General features: G+C 69.4%; 14 protein-coding genes. 10 read left to right on the top strand and 4 right to left on the bottom strand.

From position 1 onward, the window contains the following. Positions 1 to 117 precede the first annotated feature (117 nt). The 4 genes from E4M00_RS12780 to E4M00_RS12795 all read left to right on the top strand — a co-directional run bounded on the left by E4M00_RS12780 (position 118) and on the right by E4M00_RS12795 (position 4,901). Positions 118 to 1,182 carry an aspartate-semialdehyde dehydrogenase gene (locus E4M00_RS12780; RefSeq protein WP_135120887.1) on the top strand — a complete coding sequence of 355 codons (1,065 nt, stop codon included), beginning with the start codon at positions 118 to 120 and terminating at the stop codon, positions 1,180 to 1,182. Between the two features lie 67 nt (positions 1,183 to 1,249). Further along, complete coding sequence (locus tag E4M00_RS12785) at positions 1,250 to 2,011, top strand: SGNH/GDSL hydrolase family protein (protein ID WP_240037087.1); 762 nt, start codon at positions 1,250 to 1,252, stop codon at positions 2,009 to 2,011. Positions 2,012 to 2,070: 59 nt separating this feature from the next. Next, complete coding sequence (locus tag E4M00_RS12790) at positions 2,071 to 3,717, top strand: sensor histidine kinase (protein ID WP_135120888.1); 1,647 nt, start codon at positions 2,071 to 2,073, stop codon at positions 3,715 to 3,717. Beyond that, a complete protein-coding gene (locus tag E4M00_RS12795; RefSeq protein ID WP_135120889.1) occupies positions 3,714 to 4,901 on the top strand; it encodes a nucleotidyl cyclase domain-containing protein in 1,188 nt (395 codons plus the stop codon). The genes E4M00_RS12790 and E4M00_RS12795 overlap by 4 nt, the downstream gene beginning before the upstream one ends. 65 nt (positions 4,902 to 4,966) lie before the next feature. Here the strand turns inward: E4M00_RS12795 and E4M00_RS12800 are convergent, their stop codons facing one another. After that, a complete protein-coding gene (locus E4M00_RS12800; protein ID WP_240037089.1) occupies positions 4,967 to 5,758 on the bottom strand; it encodes a response regulator transcription factor in 792 nt (263 codons plus the stop codon). Between the two features lie 167 nt (positions 5,759 to 5,925). Next, positions 5,926 to 6,648, bottom strand: a complete 723-nt coding sequence (locus tag E4M00_RS12805; protein ID WP_135120891.1) for a hypothetical protein — start codon at positions 6,646 to 6,648, stop codon at positions 5,926 to 5,928. A gap of 179 nt (positions 6,649 to 6,827) precedes the next feature. On the opposite strand from E4M00_RS12805, the gene E4M00_RS12810 reads away from it, so the two are divergent. Beyond that, entirely contained in the window at positions 6,828 to 7,514 is a 687-nt protein-coding gene (locus tag E4M00_RS12810) for an SGNH/GDSL hydrolase family protein (RefSeq protein ID WP_135120892.1), read from the top strand. A gap of 24 nt (positions 7,515 to 7,538) precedes the next feature. Here the strand turns inward: E4M00_RS12810 and E4M00_RS12815 are convergent, their stop codons facing one another. After that, positions 7,539 to 8,180 (bottom strand): MerR family transcriptional regulator, encoded by a 642-nt coding sequence (locus E4M00_RS12815; RefSeq protein WP_135120893.1) that lies wholly within the window; start codon positions 8,178 to 8,180, stop codon positions 7,539 to 7,541. A 99-nt stretch (positions 8,181 to 8,279) separates the two neighbouring features. Between E4M00_RS12815 and E4M00_RS12820 the strand changes: the two genes are divergently transcribed. Further along, a complete protein-coding gene (locus E4M00_RS12820; protein WP_135120894.1) occupies positions 8,280 to 8,696 on the top strand; it encodes a hypothetical protein in 417 nt (138 codons plus the stop codon). Between the two features lie 138 nt (positions 8,697 to 8,834). Here E4M00_RS12820 and phoA read toward each other — a convergent pair whose 3' ends face one another. Then, positions 8,835 to 10,358 carry an alkaline phosphatase gene (phoA, locus tag E4M00_RS12825; protein WP_135120895.1) on the bottom strand — a complete coding sequence of 508 codons (1,524 nt, stop codon included), beginning with the start codon at positions 10,356 to 10,358 and terminating at the stop codon, positions 8,835 to 8,837. Positions 10,359 to 10,594: 236 nt separating this feature from the next. Between phoA and E4M00_RS12830 the strand changes: the two genes are divergently transcribed. The 4 genes from E4M00_RS12830 (at position 10,595) to E4M00_RS17965 (ending at position 16,819) form a co-directional block, all read left to right on the top strand. Continuing rightward, positions 10,595 to 11,041, top strand: coding sequence for a VOC family protein (locus E4M00_RS12830; RefSeq protein ID WP_135120896.1), 447 nt, complete (start codon positions 10,595 to 10,597; stop codon positions 11,039 to 11,041). Between the two features lie 45 nt (positions 11,042 to 11,086). Further along, positions 11,087 to 12,583, top strand: coding sequence for a malate:quinone oxidoreductase (locus E4M00_RS12835; protein ID WP_275668199.1), 1,497 nt, complete (start codon positions 11,087 to 11,089; stop codon positions 12,581 to 12,583). A gap of 393 nt (positions 12,584 to 12,976) precedes the next feature. Next, entirely contained in the window at positions 12,977 to 14,668 is a 1,692-nt protein-coding gene (locus E4M00_RS12840; RefSeq protein ID WP_240037091.1) for an ABC-F family ATP-binding cassette domain-containing protein, read from the top strand. A 99-nt stretch (positions 14,669 to 14,767) separates the two neighbouring features. After that, positions 14,768 to 16,819, top strand: a complete 2,052-nt coding sequence (locus E4M00_RS17965) for an intein-containing Rv2578c family radical SAM protein (RefSeq protein WP_193555586.1) — start codon at positions 14,768 to 14,770, stop codon at positions 16,817 to 16,819. Positions 16,820 to 16,824: the final 5 nt, after the last annotated feature.

A 16,824-nucleotide genomic window follows, 5' to 3' on the forward strand; every position in this document is an offset into this window, starting at 1 on the left:
CAGTCGATCGACTGCCGTTCCACAGGGCGAAGCCGCCAAAACGGTGAGATCCGATCGATCCGAACCCGTCGGGCGGCCCACCCCTGTCAGACTTGACGTGAACGAGAGGCAAGAGACGTGAGCAACAGCGTGGGAATCAACATCGGCGTGGTCGGAGCGACAGGACAGGTCGGGGCGGTCGTGCGCCGCCTGCTCGACGAGCGCGACTTCCCGGTGGCCAGCATCCGCTACTTCGCCTCGGCGCGCTCGGCCGGAACCACGTTGCCGTGGCGCGGTGAGGACATCGTGGTGGAGGACGCCGCGACGGCCGACCCCGCCGGCCTCGACATCGCCATCTTCTCTGCCGGAGCCACGCTGTCGAAGGCACAGGCTCCGCGTTTCGCCGCTGCCGGTGCGACCGTCATCGACAACTCCTCCGGGTGGCGTATGGACCCTGACGTTCCGCTCGTCGTCAGCGAGGTCAACCCCGAGACCATCGCCGACGCCCGCAAGGGCATCATCGCGAACCCGAACTGCACCACGATGGCGGCCATGCCCGCGCTCAAGGTGCTGCACGAGGAGGCCGGCCTCGAGCGACTCATCGTGAGCACGTACCAGGCCGTCTCCGGATCCGGCCTCGCCGGTGCCGAGGAGCTCGAGGGTCAGGTGCGTGCAGCTCTCGAGGGCGACGTGCTCGGACTCGTCCACGACGGCCGCGCCGTCGAGCTGCCCGCCCCGAACAAGTACGTGCGTCCCATCGCCTTCGACGTCATCCCGCTCGCCGGCTCCATCGTCGATGACGGTGACTTCGAGACCGACGAGGAGAAGAAGCTCCGCAACGAGAGCCGCAAGATCCTCGACCTGCCCGGCCTGCTCGTGAGCGGCACCTGCGTGCGCGTTCCCGTCTTCACCGGTCACTCGCTCTCGATCAACGCCGAGTTCGCCAACCCGCTCTCCGTGGCCCGCGCCGAGGAACTCCTCGCCACGGCTCCCGGTGTCGTGCTGACCGATGTTCCGACCCCTCTCGAGGCCGCCGGAACCGATCCCAGCTACGTCGGACGCATCCGTCAGGACGAGGGTGTCCCCGACGGACGCGGCCTCGCCCTGTTCATCTCGAACGACAACCTGCGCAAGGGCGCTGCCCTCAACGCCGTGCAGATCGCAGAGCTCGTCGCCGCCAAGCTCGTTCCCGCCGCCGTCTGAGCCGGCTCACCGAACGCGCGCCGAACTCTCGCTCACCGACCGCCCGACCGGAGCTGCACCACACCACATGAAGCACCTCACGCGCTCCGTCGCGGGCGCCGTCGGGCTGCTGCTCGCTGCCGCCATGCTCTCGGGCTGTGCTCCGAGCGCCGCCCAGTCCATGATCGACCCCGCGGCGACGCCCTCGGCCGGATCGCCGGCGCCGCTGAGCGAAGGTGCCGTGCCGACGCCTGTGCCCACACCGGCACCGACCGCCGACGCCACCGGGCAGCGCCAGGTCGTGGCGTTCTACGGGGACTCCTTCACCCACGGCCAGGGAGCATCCGTCTCGGGCAAGCGCTGGTCGACCCTCGTCAGCGATGACCACGACTGGATCGAGGTCAATCCGAGCATCAGCGGCCTCGGGTTCGTCAAGAATCGCACCCGCGACGCCATCGACATCGTCGACACCATCGTCGCGGCCCACCCCGACATCGTCATCAGCACCATGGGCCTCAACGACAATTCCGTCATGCCGGGCTCGGCGGCGGACGTGCACGCTGCGATCGAGGCGGACTTCCACCGCTTCGCCACCGAGATCCCCGACGCCCGCTTCATCGTGGTCGAGCCGTTCTGGTCGAACCAGGATCGCCCGGCCTCCGTCGACCGGATCATCGCGTGGGTCAAGGCGGCCGCGTCGGAGGTCGGCGCCGACTACATCCCCGGCGCCTCCCATTGGATGGATGGCCACCCCGAGCTGCACGAAGCCGGTGGCGGGCATCCGAACGACGCCGGGCACGCGATGATCGCGCGGCGGATGGACGCGGCCCTGGCGAAGCTCGGACTCTAGCCCGACCGCCACGGTGGCGCGAGCCGTCGGAGGCCCGCCCACCCGTTAGTGTCGAGACCATGTCCGGTACCGAGCTCCCTGCGGCTCCCGATCGCTCGCTCGATCGCGCCGTCACGCTCAGCCAGCTGCTCTTCGGGGTGGTCATCCTGTTCGTCGTGGTGGTGCAGCAGGTCGCTTCGGACGACACCGACAGGCCGGGCGCGTTCTTCCTCGGGGTCTTCCTGGCGTTCCTCGGATGCGGCCTCGCCGTCGCCGTGCCATGGCACCTGTTCCCGCGGGGCTGGGCCGCGACGCTGCCCGCCCTTGACATCATCGCCATCGTCTGTCTGCGCTTCGCCGACCCGTCTCTCGGCGCCGGCCTGCTCTGGATCTTCCCCGTCATCTGGCTGAGCAGCTATTTCGGCATCATCGGCGCGATCGGCAGTGTGCTCTCGGTCTGCGCGATGATCATCACCGGGGCATTCCTCACCGGTGACCCCGTCGGCACCCTCACGGTTCCGTCCGTCGTCATCCTGCCGCTCGTCCTCGCAGCCGTTGCGGCATCGACCGTCACCGCCGCCCGCCGCTCCGCCGCTCGTCGGCAGCTGCTGCGCAGCCAGTCGCGGGTGCTCGAGTCGGCGATGATCCGCGCCCGGCGCCAGGAGAACCTGCTGGCCGACGTGCTCGACGCCGTGGAGTTCGGGGTGGCCCGTGTCGGCACCGACGGCGAGGTCGCCGTCATGAACGAGAGCCACGGTCGCATCATGGCGGCGGCCGGGGGCGACATCCTCGCTCCGGATGCCGCCGGCGGTGCGCCGCTCTTCGCCGCGAACGGGCTCACCCCCATCGACGCGCACGACGCCCCTCTGGCCCGCCTGCAGCGCGGCGAGGAGTTCGCCGGAATGATCGTGTGGGTCGGCACCCCCGGCCGTGGCATCGCACTCAGCATCACCGCCCGCCGGCTGCGCAGCGGGCCCGGAGCCATGAACGAGGGCCTCGTGGTCGTGACGCGCGACGTGACGACCGAGCTCGCCGCCGTGCGCGCGCGCGACGACCTGGTGGCATCCGTCTCCCACGAACTGCGCACGCCCCTGACCAGCATCGTCGGATACCTCGACCTCGCCCGCGACGAGGAGCTCTCGGAGGGAGCCGAGCGCTACCTGCAGGTGGCCGATCGCAATGCCGATCGCATGCTCGGTCTCATCACCGACATCCTGGCCGCATCGACGGCGGGCGACGGGCCCGTCGAGCTCACCATCGACCGTCGTTCCACCGACCTCGCCTCGGTCGTCGCCGCCTCGGTCGAGAGCCTCGCGCCGCGGGCGCGGGAGAACCTCGTGACGATCGATGCCTCGGGCATCCGGGAGCTGCACGCCGTCGTCGATGCCTTCAGGATCCGGCAGGTGGTCGACAACCTGGTCACCAACGCCATCAAGTACAACCGCGAGGGCGGCACGGTGACCGTCGAGGCTGGTCCGGATGAATCCGGCGCCGCCGTCATCACGGTGCGCGACACCGGAACCGGCATCGCGCCCGAGGAGGTGCCGCGGCTGTTCGAGCGGTTCTTCCGCAGCGAGTCCGTGCGCGGGTCGAGCGTGCACGGCAGCGGGCTCGGTCTCGGCATCAGTCGCGACATCGTGCGTCGGCACGGCGGGGAGCTCACCATCGAGAGCGCTCTCGGCGTGGGCACCGTCGCTACCGTGCGAATCCCCTGGGAGAAGACATGAACATCGAGTTCGACCTGCAATCAGTGGTCTTCGTCACGGCGTTGGTCGTGGTCGTCGCCGGAGTCACGTTCATCGCCGACACCCTCGTGCGCCGCGACGAGGTCGCGGGGCGCATCTGGGCCCTGGCCTACCTGAGCGGCATGCTCACCGTCGTGAGTTACCTGTTCTGGGCCGCCAACGGCGACGCCTGGTGGGCTGTCGCCGTGGGCAACGCCGGCTACGTCGCCACGGCGGGATGCATGTGGGTCGGCGCCCGCGCCTACAACAACCGGCCGGGCTTCGTCTGGGTCTTCGTGGTGCTGATCACAGTGGCGAGCGCCATCGCCGTCATCATCGAGGGGCCATCGGGTGGCGACTGGGCTGGCGCCGGGCTCATGTTCATCGCCATCGCCGCCTTCGCCGGGGGCGCCGGGGTGGAATCGCTGACCGGCAGCATGGGCGCGAACCCCAACGCCCGCGCGCTCGCCATCGTGCTCCTCCTGCAGAGCGCCTACTACTCCGTGCGCACGGTGCTGTTCTTCACCGGCGGCCCGGATACCCAGCTGTTCCAGACCGGCTTCGGAACCATCACCACGAGCTTCATCGTCGTCACCGTCACTATCGTCGGCGCCATCTCCATGTCGGTGCTGCGCGCCGACCGCGCGCGTCTCCGCGGCGTCCGTCGGCAGCGGCGCCCCGAGGAGATCAGCGGCCTCGCCATCGGCGGGCTGGAGGCGCTGGCCGACGGGTGGATGAAGCGCGGGTCCGGCTACGGTCGCGGCATCGCCGTGCTGGCGGTTCGATTCGACACGCTCAGCGCCGTCGCCACGGCGTTCGGCCGCCACGCCGCCGACGAGATGTGCACGGCCTGGACCGAATCCGTCCGCGCTCACTGTCCGCCGTTCTCAGCCGTGTTCGAAGACGTTCCCGGATCCCTGATCGTCGTCACGTCGATCGACCAGGGAACTGATGCGCGTACCATCGCCGATCGGATCGTCGACGGCCTGCTCGATCCCGGCATGGCCGATCTGGGTGGCATCCGCCCGACGGCAACCATCGGCGTGGCGCTGAGCGATCCCGCGAACCCGGCTGAAGGCGCACGCACCCTGATCGACCGGGCCGAATCGACGGTTCAGTACGCGATCGTCCTGGGGGAGTCCGTCGTGATCGCGCGGGACGAGCGGGCCGATACGTCCGCCGGCTGAGGGCGGCGCACGGCCGATCGATCAACCGAAGAGCGGATGCCGCGGGCCTGCCTTACCGGCGCCGATCAGGCCGTGAGCCTGTAGCCCACTCCGCGCACCGTCTCGATCCAGCGCGGAGCCGACGGGTCGTCGCCGAGCTTCTTGCGCAGGTTCGCCATGTGCACCTCGACGGCGCGCTTGTCGCCCTCGGTCACGAAATGGGTGACGGAGTCGTCGTGCAGGGCCGCGGCGAGGTCGGCCTTGCTCAGCACCCGTCTCCGGGCGTCGAGCAGGGCGCCCAAGAGGTCGAACTCGCTGCGGGTGAGCTCGAGGTCGACGTCGCCCTGCTGCACGCGGCGCTCTGCGCTGCTCAGCCGGAGGCCGCGATGCTCGATCCAGCCGGGCGCAGCATCGGCGACAGCGGCTGGAGCGGCGGGAGCAGCGTGAGCTGCATCCGGAGTGTGCATCGCCCCAGATGGCGCGGCGGCCGTCGCGGCGGTGTCGCTCGAGCCTGCGTGCGTCACGCGAGGGCGACGCAGCATCGCCTCGACGCGGGCTCGCAGCTCGCGCGGGCGGAACGGCTTGGTGACGTAGTCGTCTGCGCCGGCCTCGAGCCCCTGGAGGGTGTCGATCTCGTCGCTGCGGGCCGTGAGCATGACCAGGTAGGTGTCGCTGACCGCCCTGATGCGCCTGGCGGTCTCGAAGCCGTCGATACCCGGCAGGCCGATGTCGAGCGTCGTCACGACGGGTTCGTGGGCGCGCACGGCCTCGATGCCGTCGAGCCCGGTCGCGGCGGTGATGGTCTCGAAACCAGCCTGCGCGAACACGGACTCGAGGAGACTGCGGATGTCGGCGTCGTCCTCGATGATGACGGCCACGCGTCTCTCCGAACCCAAGCGCAGATCACCCCTCGATCGACCGATGCACGTCTCGAACCACGACGACGCATTCGTGCTGAATGCTAGCCGACGCCCGTGGAGGTCGTGTGCAGCCGGACGGCGAGAGGGTCAGGCGATGACGAACGGCAGCGCTGCGGCGGTCGTCATCACGGGCGCTCGCCCGACACCGATACGGCGACGGATGCCGCTGCCTCATCACGGGCCCGGCGACGTTGAGCCGCACTGAGCACCATCCCGGCGCTCAGCGCCACGGCGGCGATGGCGCCCCACCACAGCAGCGGGAAGCCGGGCGAAGCCGGGCCCTGCGGTGCGGGGGAGCTCTCGGAGCCGGCGAAGCCGAGGCCGGCGACGGCGGCGCTCGACGTCGCAGCGCTCCCCGCTGGCGTCGTGACCCGCACCCGCACGGTGTGCTCGCCGGAGGCGAGGGTCGTGCCGGTCAGGGAGTCGTCGAACGGGCGGCATCCGTCGCCGTTCGCATCGCACAGCTCGCCGGTCCAGACGGCGTCGGACGTGCTCTGCGCGTTGCTCGGAGCGATGGGGGCGACGGCGGCGATCGTGGCGACCGTCGCCGTCGTGAACGGCTCGAGGGCGGACTTCTCGACGCCGGGGGTGAGGCCGGTGAATTCGAAGCTCGCCTGCACCGTGCGCGGCGTCGCCGGCGTCGCGCGCGCCGCACTGGCTGCTCCGCCGACTCCGGCCACACCGGCGACCACGAGCATCACGGCGATGATCGGGAGGACGCTGATACGGCTCGGCACGGCGGTGCTCCGTTCGGGGTGCGGCGGCGGACAGGGTGGCGGCTGGAAGGCGGCGGACAGGTGGGCGATGGCGGCTCGGCTCGCGTAGGGGCGATGCGTGTCGTCTCCCACCACGGACGACGCTAGTGAGACAGCCTCAAGCCACCCTCAAGATCTCCTCAGGACTGTCGGCCACCCACGGGCACGGGACACCGACCCGCCTGATCACCGGCCTGCCGGCGTATCCTGACCCGTGGATTGGGGGAGTCGGCATGCGCAATCCGCACGGCCAGCCGCAGCGAACACCAGGCATGACCCAGCGCCGTTTCCTGCCCGCGCGGATCGCGGCCGTTCTCGCGGCGACGGCGATCGCACTGACGGGCTGCGGCGCCGCGGAGCCCGGCGGCGGACCCGCGGCATCCGTCGACATCGATCCCGATGCCCCCGTCGTCGCCTTCTACGGCGACTCCTACACGCGCGGCACGGGCGCGTCGTCGACCGAGAAGCGCTGGTCGAGCATCATCAGCGCCGATCGAGGCTGGACCGAGGTCAACCCGTCGACAGACGGCCTCGGATTCGTGAACAACCGCGAGTACCAGAGCGTCGACGAGCTCGACGCCGTGATCGACGCCGACCCCGACATCGTGATCGTGACGATGGGGCTGAACGACAACTTCTCGATGCCCGATCGGGCCGATGACATCGAGGCCGCCATCGAGAGCGACTTCACCAGGCTGTCGACGGACCTGCCCGACGCGCGCATCGTGGTGGTCGAGCCGTTCTGGTACACCGACGATCGACCGGACTCGGTGGAGCAGATCATCGACTGGGTCGAGGCCGGCGCCGAGCGCATCGGAGCCGACTACCTCCCCGACGCCTCGCACTGGATCGAGGGGCATCCCGAGTGGATGGCCTCGGACGGCCTGCATCCGAATGACGACGGCTACGCGGCCATCGCCGAGAGGATGGACTCCGCGCTCGCGTCGATCGGGCTCTGATCTGGCTCGTCGCGCGGGCTCGAGTCAGTCGTGGCCGCCCTCGAGGATCCCCGCCGCCACGTCCTGATGGGCGAGGCGGCGCATGGCCAGGATGACGGGCTCGTAGAGCGCGGTGCCGAGCACCGCGTACTCGATGGCGGCCGACCCCGCCGCGGCATCCGAAGCCGCGGCCGCGCTCGGCATCTGACCGAGGTCGAACTCGGCGATGGCGTGCAGGTGGCGGCCGTAGGCCTCGATGCGCTCGTCGCTGATCGGCAGTCCGGCATCCTCGGCCGCCTTCAGAGCGTGCTCGAGCTGGGCGACAGCGGCGTACTGGGGATCGAAGAGCTGGCCCAGACGCTCGATCACCGCGCGAGCGCGGGGGTAGTCGCCGTCGGGATCGACTCCCGCGTAGGGAGGAAGCGCTGCGACGGCTCGGCCCAGCGATTCGAAGAGGTCGCCGTCTGGAGCATCGATCAGTGCGAGCACCGCGCGCGCTCGCTGGACCGGCAGGCCCGCGGCACCGGTCAGAGCACGGATCACCCGGAGCCGATGCAGGTGCTGCTCGCTGTAGTCGGCCTGCGTCGCCGTCGTCGCTGTCCCGGGCGGCAGGAGTCCTTCGCGCAGGTAGTACTTGACGGTGGCGAGAGGGACGCCGGATTCCTCGACCAGTTGGGAGATGCGCATCCGACTCCTTGACATCAGATAGTGGAACTATCTACTCTTTGGATAGTTTAACTATCCAATCACGACGGATGCCACTCCGCCAGTGCCGAGAGGAACCCGATGCTCAGTCCATCCAGCCTCACCGTCTTCGGAATCCTGCTCCTCGCTCTCGTGACGGTGGAGTCCGGCGGCTACTTCCTGACGAAGGTCGTGCGCGGTCACGTTCCCGCGAACGCCCTGCAGACCAGCTTCTTCCGGGCGGGCCACGCTCACGCCGCCGTGCTCCTGGTACTGAGCATGGCGATTCTCGCGGTCATCGACCAGGCCTCGTTGACCGGCTTCTGGTTCTGGCTCGCCAGCACCGGCGTGCCCATCGCGGCGATCCTCATGCCTGCCGGGTTCTTCCTGTCCGTGCTCGGTCGCGACCCGGAGAAGCCCAGTCGCCTGATCTGGCTGCTCTGGCTGGGCGTGCTCTCGCTCACGGCCGGACTCATCACGGCCGGGGTCGGGCTGCTCGCCGCCGGACTCGCCGGCTGACAGCCCCCGCCGAGTCGCCCGGATTCGTCGCCATCGCATCCGTCTCAGCCCGCGGATGCGACGGATGCGGGCGACTCGACGAACGAGAAGCGGGGCGGATGCCGCAGCATCCGCCCCGCTCGTGAGTGACTCAGGCGATCAGTGGCCGCCCTTGCCGCCCTTCGAGTTCCACCAGTTCTTCGAGCCGTGCCCGTGCTTCACGGGCCACTCGACGGCCAGGGAGCCGTTGAGACGCAGAGCGTTCGAGATGGTGAAGAAGGTGTCGGTCTGGTCGGTCAGGCCCACCACGTTGGCCGCACCGGGACCGTAGGCCGCGATGCGCAGCTGCGATCCGGTGTGCTGCTGCGAGCCGCCGGCCGCCGCGGTGCCGTAGGAGATGCGGAGCGGCGAACCCTCGACGGTGGTGAGCGCGGAGCCGAGCCCGGGGGTCGCGCCGTCGACGATCTGGCTGGAGTGCGCGTGGTCGGCGGTGACGATCACCAGCGTGTTGCGGTCGGTCTTGGCGAAGGCCAGGGCGGCCTGCACGGCCTCGTCGAGGTCCTGGGTCTCACCGATCTGGCCGCAGGCGTCTGCAGCGTGGTCGCGCTTGTCGATCGAGGCTCCCTCGACCTGCAGGAAGAAGCCCTTCTTCGCCTTCTTGTCGTTGAGCAGCGAGATCGACTTCTTGGTCAGGTCGCTCAGCGTGAGTCCGGACCCGAGGTATGCGGGGTTCGGCGTGCAGGTCGTGGCAGGGCCACCCGAACCGCCGACGGTCGCGGTCGACGCGGCGAACCGGGTCGGGAAGTTGCCGTCGGCGAACAGGCCGAGCACGGGCGATTCCTGGCTGGCCTTCTTCACAGCCGCGAGCGACGCCGCGTCCTTCACGACCTGGTAGCCACGGTCTGCAGCCTGGGCGAACAGCGTCTGGCCGTTCCACTCGCCGGCCTTCGCGGTCTGGGTGAACGTGGCCGCGCCACCGCCGAGGGTGAGGTCGGGACGGGTGTCGAGCAGCTGCTCCGAGATGGAGCCGGCGCCCCCGGCCACCAGTGCGTCTGCGCCGCAGGTGGGGCTGTCGGGTCCGTAGCAGCTGCGGGCCGCCACGTGGGCGACCTGCACGGCCGGGGTCGCATCCTGGATCTCGGCGGTCGAGACGTTGCCGGTGCGCAGGCCCTGCGTCTTGGCGAGCTCGAGCAGGGTCTTCTGGGCCTTGTTGTGGATGTCGACGCTGATGGCGTTGTCGTAGGTCTTGGTGCCCGTGGCCCAGGCCGTGCCCGTCGCGGCCGAGTCGGGCGTGTAGTCGGGCTTGCCGGCCAGCGGGTCGCCGTCCTTGTAGAGCGAGTACGTCGTGTACTGGCCGGTGAGCGGCAGGGCATCGATGCCGGGGAGGCGTCCGCCGGCACCGTAGAGGTAGTCGCGGGCGATCGTGATCTCGCTGTCGCCCATCCCGTCCCCGATGAGCAGGATGACGTTACGCGCCTTGGTGCCGCTGGCGAGGGCGCCGGCGATGGTGAGGGTCTGGTCCAGGCCGTGGTTGCGGGCGGCGCCGCCGGTCTGGTCGGGAGTCGGCTGCGAGGTCGCCGTGGCGGCGAGGCTCCCGCCCACGACGAGGGCTGCGGCGAGGCCGAGGACGCCGACGGCGGCGCCGGCGCGGCCGATGGCTCGAGAGGTGGGGCGGAAGGGCATGGTGTCTCCTGATGATGGTCTGCGTGTCTGGCCTGCGAGGGGTGTCCGCCGGGGCGGGCATGATGCCTGCTTCAGGCGATACACAGGTCAGCAGTCGCATCCGACATCCGCGTGAACGCAGTGGGCCATTCTGGTGAACACCCTCGAATGGGGGACACGCCGTCTGTGCATGCGAGTGGCATCCGAGGTGGCATCGGGGGTAGGCAGAACGGATGCGGCCCCGCTAGCGTCGAAGGATGGCCATTCCGCAGCGCTACTCACTCGTCACGCTCGGCGTCGCCGACGTCATCGCCGCCACGGCGTTCTACCGCTCCCTCGGCTGGGAGCCGGCGCCGTCCTCAGTCGAGGGTGAGATCACCTTCTTCGCGACGCCCGGGGGAGTGATCGCACTCTGGTCGACGGCCGAGCTGGCGAAGGATGCCGGAACCTCGACGATGCACGCCAACGCGCCGGCGTTCCGCGCGGTCACCCTCGCCATCAACGTGGCCACCCGCGACGAGGTCGATGACGCCGTCGGCGAGTGGATGGCGCTCGGCGGCTCGGTGTCGAAGGTTCCCACCGAGACCGAGTGGGGCGGCTACAGCGGCTACGTCGCCGATCCCGACGGCAACCTCTGGGAGATCGCGCACAACCCGTTCTGGCCGCTCGACGAGCGAGGCCTGCCCGTGCTCGGCAGCGAGTAGCCCGCAGGCGAGAGTGCCCGCTCGCGCGCGGATAGACTGGTATTCGTGAATTCTCCGGCCCCCATCGACGTCGTCCTCATCGGCGGCGGCATCATGAGCGCGACGCTCGGTACCCTCATCAAGCAGCTCCAGCCCGACTGGACGATCCGCGCCTACGAGCGCCTGGGCGACGTGGCCCAGGAGAGCTCGAACCCGTGGAACAACGCGGGAACGGGCCACGCCGCCCTCTGCGAGCTGAACTACATGCCCGAGGGCAAGGACGGCGCCGTCGACCCCGCGAAGGCCATCAGCATCAACGAGCAGTTCCAGGTGAGCCGCCAGCTCTGGTCGCACCTCGTGTCGACGGGCGCGCTGCCCGAGCCGTCGTCGTTCATCAACACGACGCCGCACATGACCTTCGTGCACGGCAAGAAGAACATCGAGTACCTGCGCCGTCGTCACGACGCGCTCAAGGACCAGCCATTGTTCGAGGGCATGGAGTTCAGCGACGACCCCGCGAAGATCGCGGAGTGGACGCCCCTCATCACCCGCAGGCGCAACAAGCGCCAGCGCATCGCCGCCACCCGCATCGAGTCGGGAACGGATGTCGACTTCGGCTCGCTCACGCACTCGATGTTCGCCGACCTCACCAAGAACGGCGGCGAGCTCTACCTCAACCACCAGGTCACCGGGCTGAAGCGCACGAAGGACGGCACCTGGCGAGTCAAGGTGCTGAACGGCGTCGGCCGCACCCGCAGCGAGGTGCACGCCAGGTTCGTCTTCGTCGGCGCCGGCGGTGGCGCTCTCGCGTTGCTGCAGCACTCCGGCATCCCCGAGGTGCAGGGCTTCGGCGGCTTCCCGATCAGCGGGCAGTTCCTCAAGACCTCGAACCCGGCCGTCGTCGCCCAGCACAAGGCCAAGGTCTACGGCAAGGCCGGCGTCGGCGCCCCGCCCATGTCCGTGCCTCACCTCGACACCCGCGTGGTCGACGGTGAGACCTCGCTGCTGTTCGGGCCGTACGCAGGCTTCACGCCCAAGTTCCTGAAGACCTCGACGTGGTTCGACCTGCCGTTCAGCATCCGCTGGCACAACATCTGGCCGATGCTCGCGGTGGCCTTCCACAACTTCGACCTCATGAAGTACCTGATCGGCGAGCTCGCTGCCGACCGTCGCAAGAAGATGAACGCGCTGCGCGAGTTCATGCCCACGGCGAAGGACGAGGATTGGGAGCTCATCACGGCCGGCCAGCGCGTGCAGGTCATGAAGAAGGACGAGAAGGTCGGCGGCGTGCTGCAGTTCGGCACGGAGGTCATCACCGGGGCCGACGGGACCATCGCCGGACTCCTCGGCGCGTCGCCCGGAGCCTCGACCGCAGCGCCCATCATGCTCGACGTGCTGAAGCGCTGCTTCCCGACGGAGTTCCCGTCGTGGGAGCCCAAGCTGCGCGAGATGATCCCGAGCTTCGGCACCACGCTCAACGACAAGCCCGAGCTCGCAGCGGCGTCGCTGGCGTCGACGGCCGCCACGCTGGGGCTGCCGACGCCGCAGAAGGCGCTCGTCTAGCGGGTGCTCCAATGACCGTTCGCTGAGGCCCGGACGAAATCCGCGGCCGAAGCGCATTCGCTGCATCGGGTCTGGACACCTCCCAGCACCGCCTGCTATCGTCGACCCCGCTATGAAGTAGAACTGCCGATCCGTCCCGCGCCTGAGGCGCCGTTGACGTTCGGCATTCTTCCCGGCGGATGCAGCCGGTCCGGTCCTCGATTCGTCGAACCCGGGCATCGACATCCGCAGCACGGTTCCGGCGCACTGCGATGAACCGTCAGGGAGGGCTTCCGGCAGTCGGCGGCAGATGCCCGGCGGGATCCCCCTCGCCCGCCGCGTGCCGCTCAGCGAAGCGCATCCGTGCCCCGATCGAACGGCACGCGGCGGGCCACCCCGACAGGCGGTTCCCTCTTGCGATCTCCCCTCATCCACTCCGATCACCTCCGTCTCGACGGGGTCTCCCGCAGCTACGGCGAGCGTCGCGTGCTCAGCGACGTCGGCTTCAGCGTCGGGCGCGGGCAACGTGTCGGCCTCATCGGCGAGAACGGTGCCGGCAAGTCGACGCTGCTCCGCATCATCGCCGGAGTCGAAGCCCCCGACCATGGCGTCATCACGCGGCCACTGCGCACGGGAATCCTGTGGCAGGAGGTTCCGTTCCGTCCGAGCGACACCGTCGAGGACGTGTTCGAGGATGCCCTCGCCGAGGTCCGCGCGATCGAGCGCGAACTCGACGATGCGGCATCCGCCCTCGCCCACGACCCTGAGTCGCCGGCTGCGCCCGAGCGTTACGCCGCCGCCCTCGCCGCCGCCGAACGGGCCGACATCTGGGGAGCGGATGCCCGTCGTGACGTCCTGCGCGATGGCCTCGGCGTCTCCGCCCTTCAGCTCGACCGCCGCCTCGACGAGGTCTCCGGAGGCCAGCGCAGTCGCGTGGCCCTCGCCGCCCTCCTGCTGAGGCGGCCCGACGCCCTGCTCCTCGATGAGCCGACCAACCACCTCGACGACTCCGCCGCCGAGTTCCTCGAGCGACAGCTGCGCGACTGGGCCGGGCCGGTGCTGTTCGCCAGCCACGACCGCGCCTTCCTCGACGCCGTCGCCACAGGGCTGGTGGATCTCGACGCCGCGCGCGCCCCCCACGCCGACTCGCACGCATCAACGGCATCCGTCACAGTGTTCGGAGGCCGCTTCAGCGAGTACCTCGAGCACAAAGCGTCGGAACGCGACCGCTGGGAGCGTCAGTACGCCGACGAACAGGAGGAGCTCGGCCGCCTGCGGCACGCCGTGGCGGTCACGACGCGTTCTGTCGCTCATGGTCGTGGACCGCGCGACAACGACAAGTTCATCCACGGCTTCAAGGGCGCTCGCAACGACCAGGCCATCGCGCGGCGCGTGCACAACGCCGAGGGGCGGCTGAGTGTTCTCGAGCGCGAGCAGGTGCGCAAGCCTCCGGCGCCGCTCGCCTTCGCAGGCATCCCGCGCGGATCGCAGGCGCTCGGCGACGAGTCCGGGTTGCTCGTGCAGGCGGCCGGCCTCGCGGTTGCGGGCCGCCTCGCTCCGCTCGACCTGCGGGTCGAGCCGCAGACGCGACTGCTGGTGACCGGCGCGAACGGAGCCGGCAAGTCGACGCTGCTGGCGCTGCTCGCCGGCCGCATCGGTGCGGGCGACGGTGTGCTTCAGCGGCGCCGGGGCCTGCGCGTCGGCCTGCTCGAGCAGGACGTCAGGTTCCCGGATGCAGCCCTCCCCGCGCGCGCCGTCTACGAGTCGGTGCTGGGGGAGCGGCGCGCGGAGCAGGTGCCGCTCTCGGGCCTCGGCCTCATCGCGCCGCGCGACGAGAACCGACCCGTCGGCGCCCTCTCGGTCGGGCAGCAGCGTCGGCTCGCGCTGGCCCTCGTGATCGCGAAGCCGCCGCACCTGTTCCTGCTCGACGAGCCGACCAACCACCTGTCGTTGGGCCTCGCGACCGACCTCGAAGAGGCCCTGGGCACCTACCCCGGTGCCGTCGTGATCGCGAGCCACGATCGCTGGCTGCGGCTGCGCTGGACTGCCGCCGAGCTGCACCTGCATCCGGTGACGGATGCCGCCCTGGCTCCGGTCGCTGGCTGAGCGAGCGGAGCTCCTCCCCACCCGTCATTCCGACTCTCGGCATCCGACATTCCGACGTCTCGCCTTGCCATCCATTCGAAGACGTGTTCGAATGAATCCGTGCGGTGGAGCAATCAGGAGTTGGGTGTCGAGAATGTCGATGCCCTGCCCGGGCTGGCCAAGCTCAACAACCTCGTGCGCTCGGTGAAGACGCCCGAATTCGCCGGGATGACCTTCCACGAGGTGCTGGCGAAGTCGGCGCTGAACAAGCTTCCGGTGCAGAGTCAGGTTCCCATGGAGTGGACGATCAACCCGTATAGGGGCTGCAGCCATGCGTGTGCCTATTGCCTGCACCCCGACACGTTGGTTCTCATGGCCGATGGCCGTCAGCGCGCGCTTCGAGACATCGAGGTCGGCGACGCCATCGTCGGCACCGAGGCCCGAGGACGATACCGACGCTACGTGGAGACGCGCGTCGCTGCGAAGTGGGCAACGCGGAAGCCGGCATTCCGCGTGGTTCTCGCAGACGGCACTGAGATCATCGCCAGCGGTGATCACCGCTTCCTTACCGAGCGCGGGTGGAAGCATGTGACTGGGTCGATGGCCGGCCCCGGGCAGCGGTCCTATCTGACGCCGAACAACAAGCTCATGGGATTCGGTAGGGGTGCCGCCACCGAGACAACCGACATCGACAGCGCTGACTATCGCCATGGGTATCTCACGGGAATGATCCGGGGTGACGGCATGATGCTGCGCCGGGAGTATCCGAGACGCGTTGGCAATCCGTATGTCGCGAGCCGCTTCCGCCTGGCTCTGGCGGACGACGAAGCCCTCACCCGTACGCGCGGGTTCATGGCGACGGAGGGCGTGCCGACAATCATGAAGGAGTTCTCACCGGCGACGGACACGCGGCGCCGGATGAACGCCATCTTCACCAGCAAGAGCGTGCACTACGACCAGATCGGAGATCTCATCAGATGGCGGGCTGATCCGTCGGCCGAATGGCAGGCCGGGTATCTCGGTGGGATCTTCGATGCAGAAGGCAGTTGCTCCGGGGGCGTCCTGCGTATCAGCAATTCCGACGAGCGGATCCTGAGTGAAGTCGAGCGGGCCTGCTCGACGCACGGGCTGACCGTCGTGAGGGAAGGACCGAATGCGATCGGTGTATCGAACGTTCGAGTGACGGGCGGGCTTCCCGCCCGAGACCGGTTCTTCAGGACCGCACAGCCCGCCATTACACGCAAGCTCGCACTCGTCGGCGCGGCCGTGAAGTCCGGCGCGAAGCTCGAGGTGGTGTCGATCGAGCCGCTCGGTGAGACCATCGACATGCTGGACATCACTACGGGCACCGGCGACTTCGTCGCGAATGGCGTGATCAGCCACAATTGCTTCGCCCGCCCCACCCACACCTACCTCGACCTCGACGGCGGCGACGACTTCGATCGGCAGATCATCGTGAAGGTGAACGTGGCCGAGGTGCTGCGCAAGGAGCTCAGCCGCCCGAGCTGGAAGCGCGACGCCGTCGCCCTCGGCACGAACACCGACCCCTACCAGCGCGCCGAGGGGCGCTATGCCCTCATGCCGGGCATCATCGGGGCGCTCGCCGACACCGGAACCCCGTTCAGCATCCTGACCAAGGGAACGCTCCTGCGTCGCGATCTTCCCCTGCTGGCGGATGCCGCCCGGCGCGTGCCCGTCGACATCGCCATGTCGATCGCGGTCTACGACGACGAGCTGCAGCAGTCCGTCGAACCGGGGACACCGACCACCAAGGCGCGGCTGGCCACGGTCACCGCCGTGCGGGAGGCCGGGCTCGACTGCGGCGTCTTCATGATGCCGATCCTCCCGTTCCTCACCGACACCGTCGACCACCTCGACGAGGCGATGCGGCAGGCGAAGGAGGCCGGGGCCACGGGGGTCGTGCACTCGGCGCTGCACCTGAAGCCCGGCGTGAAGGAGTGGTACTTCCTGTGGCTCGGGCGGGAGTATCCGGCGCTCCTGCCCAGATATCGGGCGATGTACCGGGGAACGTACGCCCCGAAGGAGTACCGCACCTGGCTCGCCGAGAGGGTCGCGCCGCTGGTGCGCAAGCACGGGCTGAATCGCACCAGACTGTCGCCGAACACCGGGGGAGTGCTCTCGCGATCCGACCCGGAGCCGACGCTGTTCTGAGGGCT

This window comes from Orlajensenia leifsoniae (genome assembly GCF_004570845.1).
GTDB classification, from domain to species: domain Bacteria; phylum Actinomycetota; class Actinomycetes; order Actinomycetales; family Microbacteriaceae; genus Orlajensenia; species Orlajensenia leifsoniae.

Excerpts from the sequence above, each read along its gene's own strand:
- E4M00_RS12815 (WP_135120893.1), bottom strand. The coding sequence starts at position 8,180 with ATGCGCATCTCCCAACTGGTCGAGGAATCCGGCGTCCCTCTCGCCACC.
- phoA (WP_135120895.1), bottom strand. The coding sequence starts at position 10,358 with ATGCCCTTCCGCCCCACCTCTCGAGCCATCGGCCGCGCCGGCGCCGCC.
- E4M00_RS12790 (WP_135120888.1), top strand. The coding sequence starts at position 2,071 with ATGTCCGGTACCGAGCTCCCTGCGGCTCCCGATCGCTCGCTCGATCGC.
- E4M00_RS12810 (WP_135120892.1), top strand. The coding sequence starts at position 6,828 with ATGACCCAGCGCCGTTTCCTGCCCGCGCGGATCGCGGCCGTTCTCGCG.
- E4M00_RS12785 (WP_240037087.1), top strand. The coding sequence starts at position 1,250 with ATGAAGCACCTCACGCGCTCCGTCGCGGGCGCCGTCGGGCTGCTGCTC.
- E4M00_RS12820 (WP_135120894.1), top strand. The coding sequence starts at position 8,280 with ATGCTCAGTCCATCCAGCCTCACCGTCTTCGGAATCCTGCTCCTCGCT.
- E4M00_RS12830 (WP_135120896.1), top strand. The coding sequence starts at position 10,595 with ATGGCCATTCCGCAGCGCTACTCACTCGTCACGCTCGGCGTCGCCGAC.
- E4M00_RS12795 (WP_135120889.1), top strand. The coding sequence starts at position 3,714 with ATGAACATCGAGTTCGACCTGCAATCAGTGGTCTTCGTCACGGCGTTG.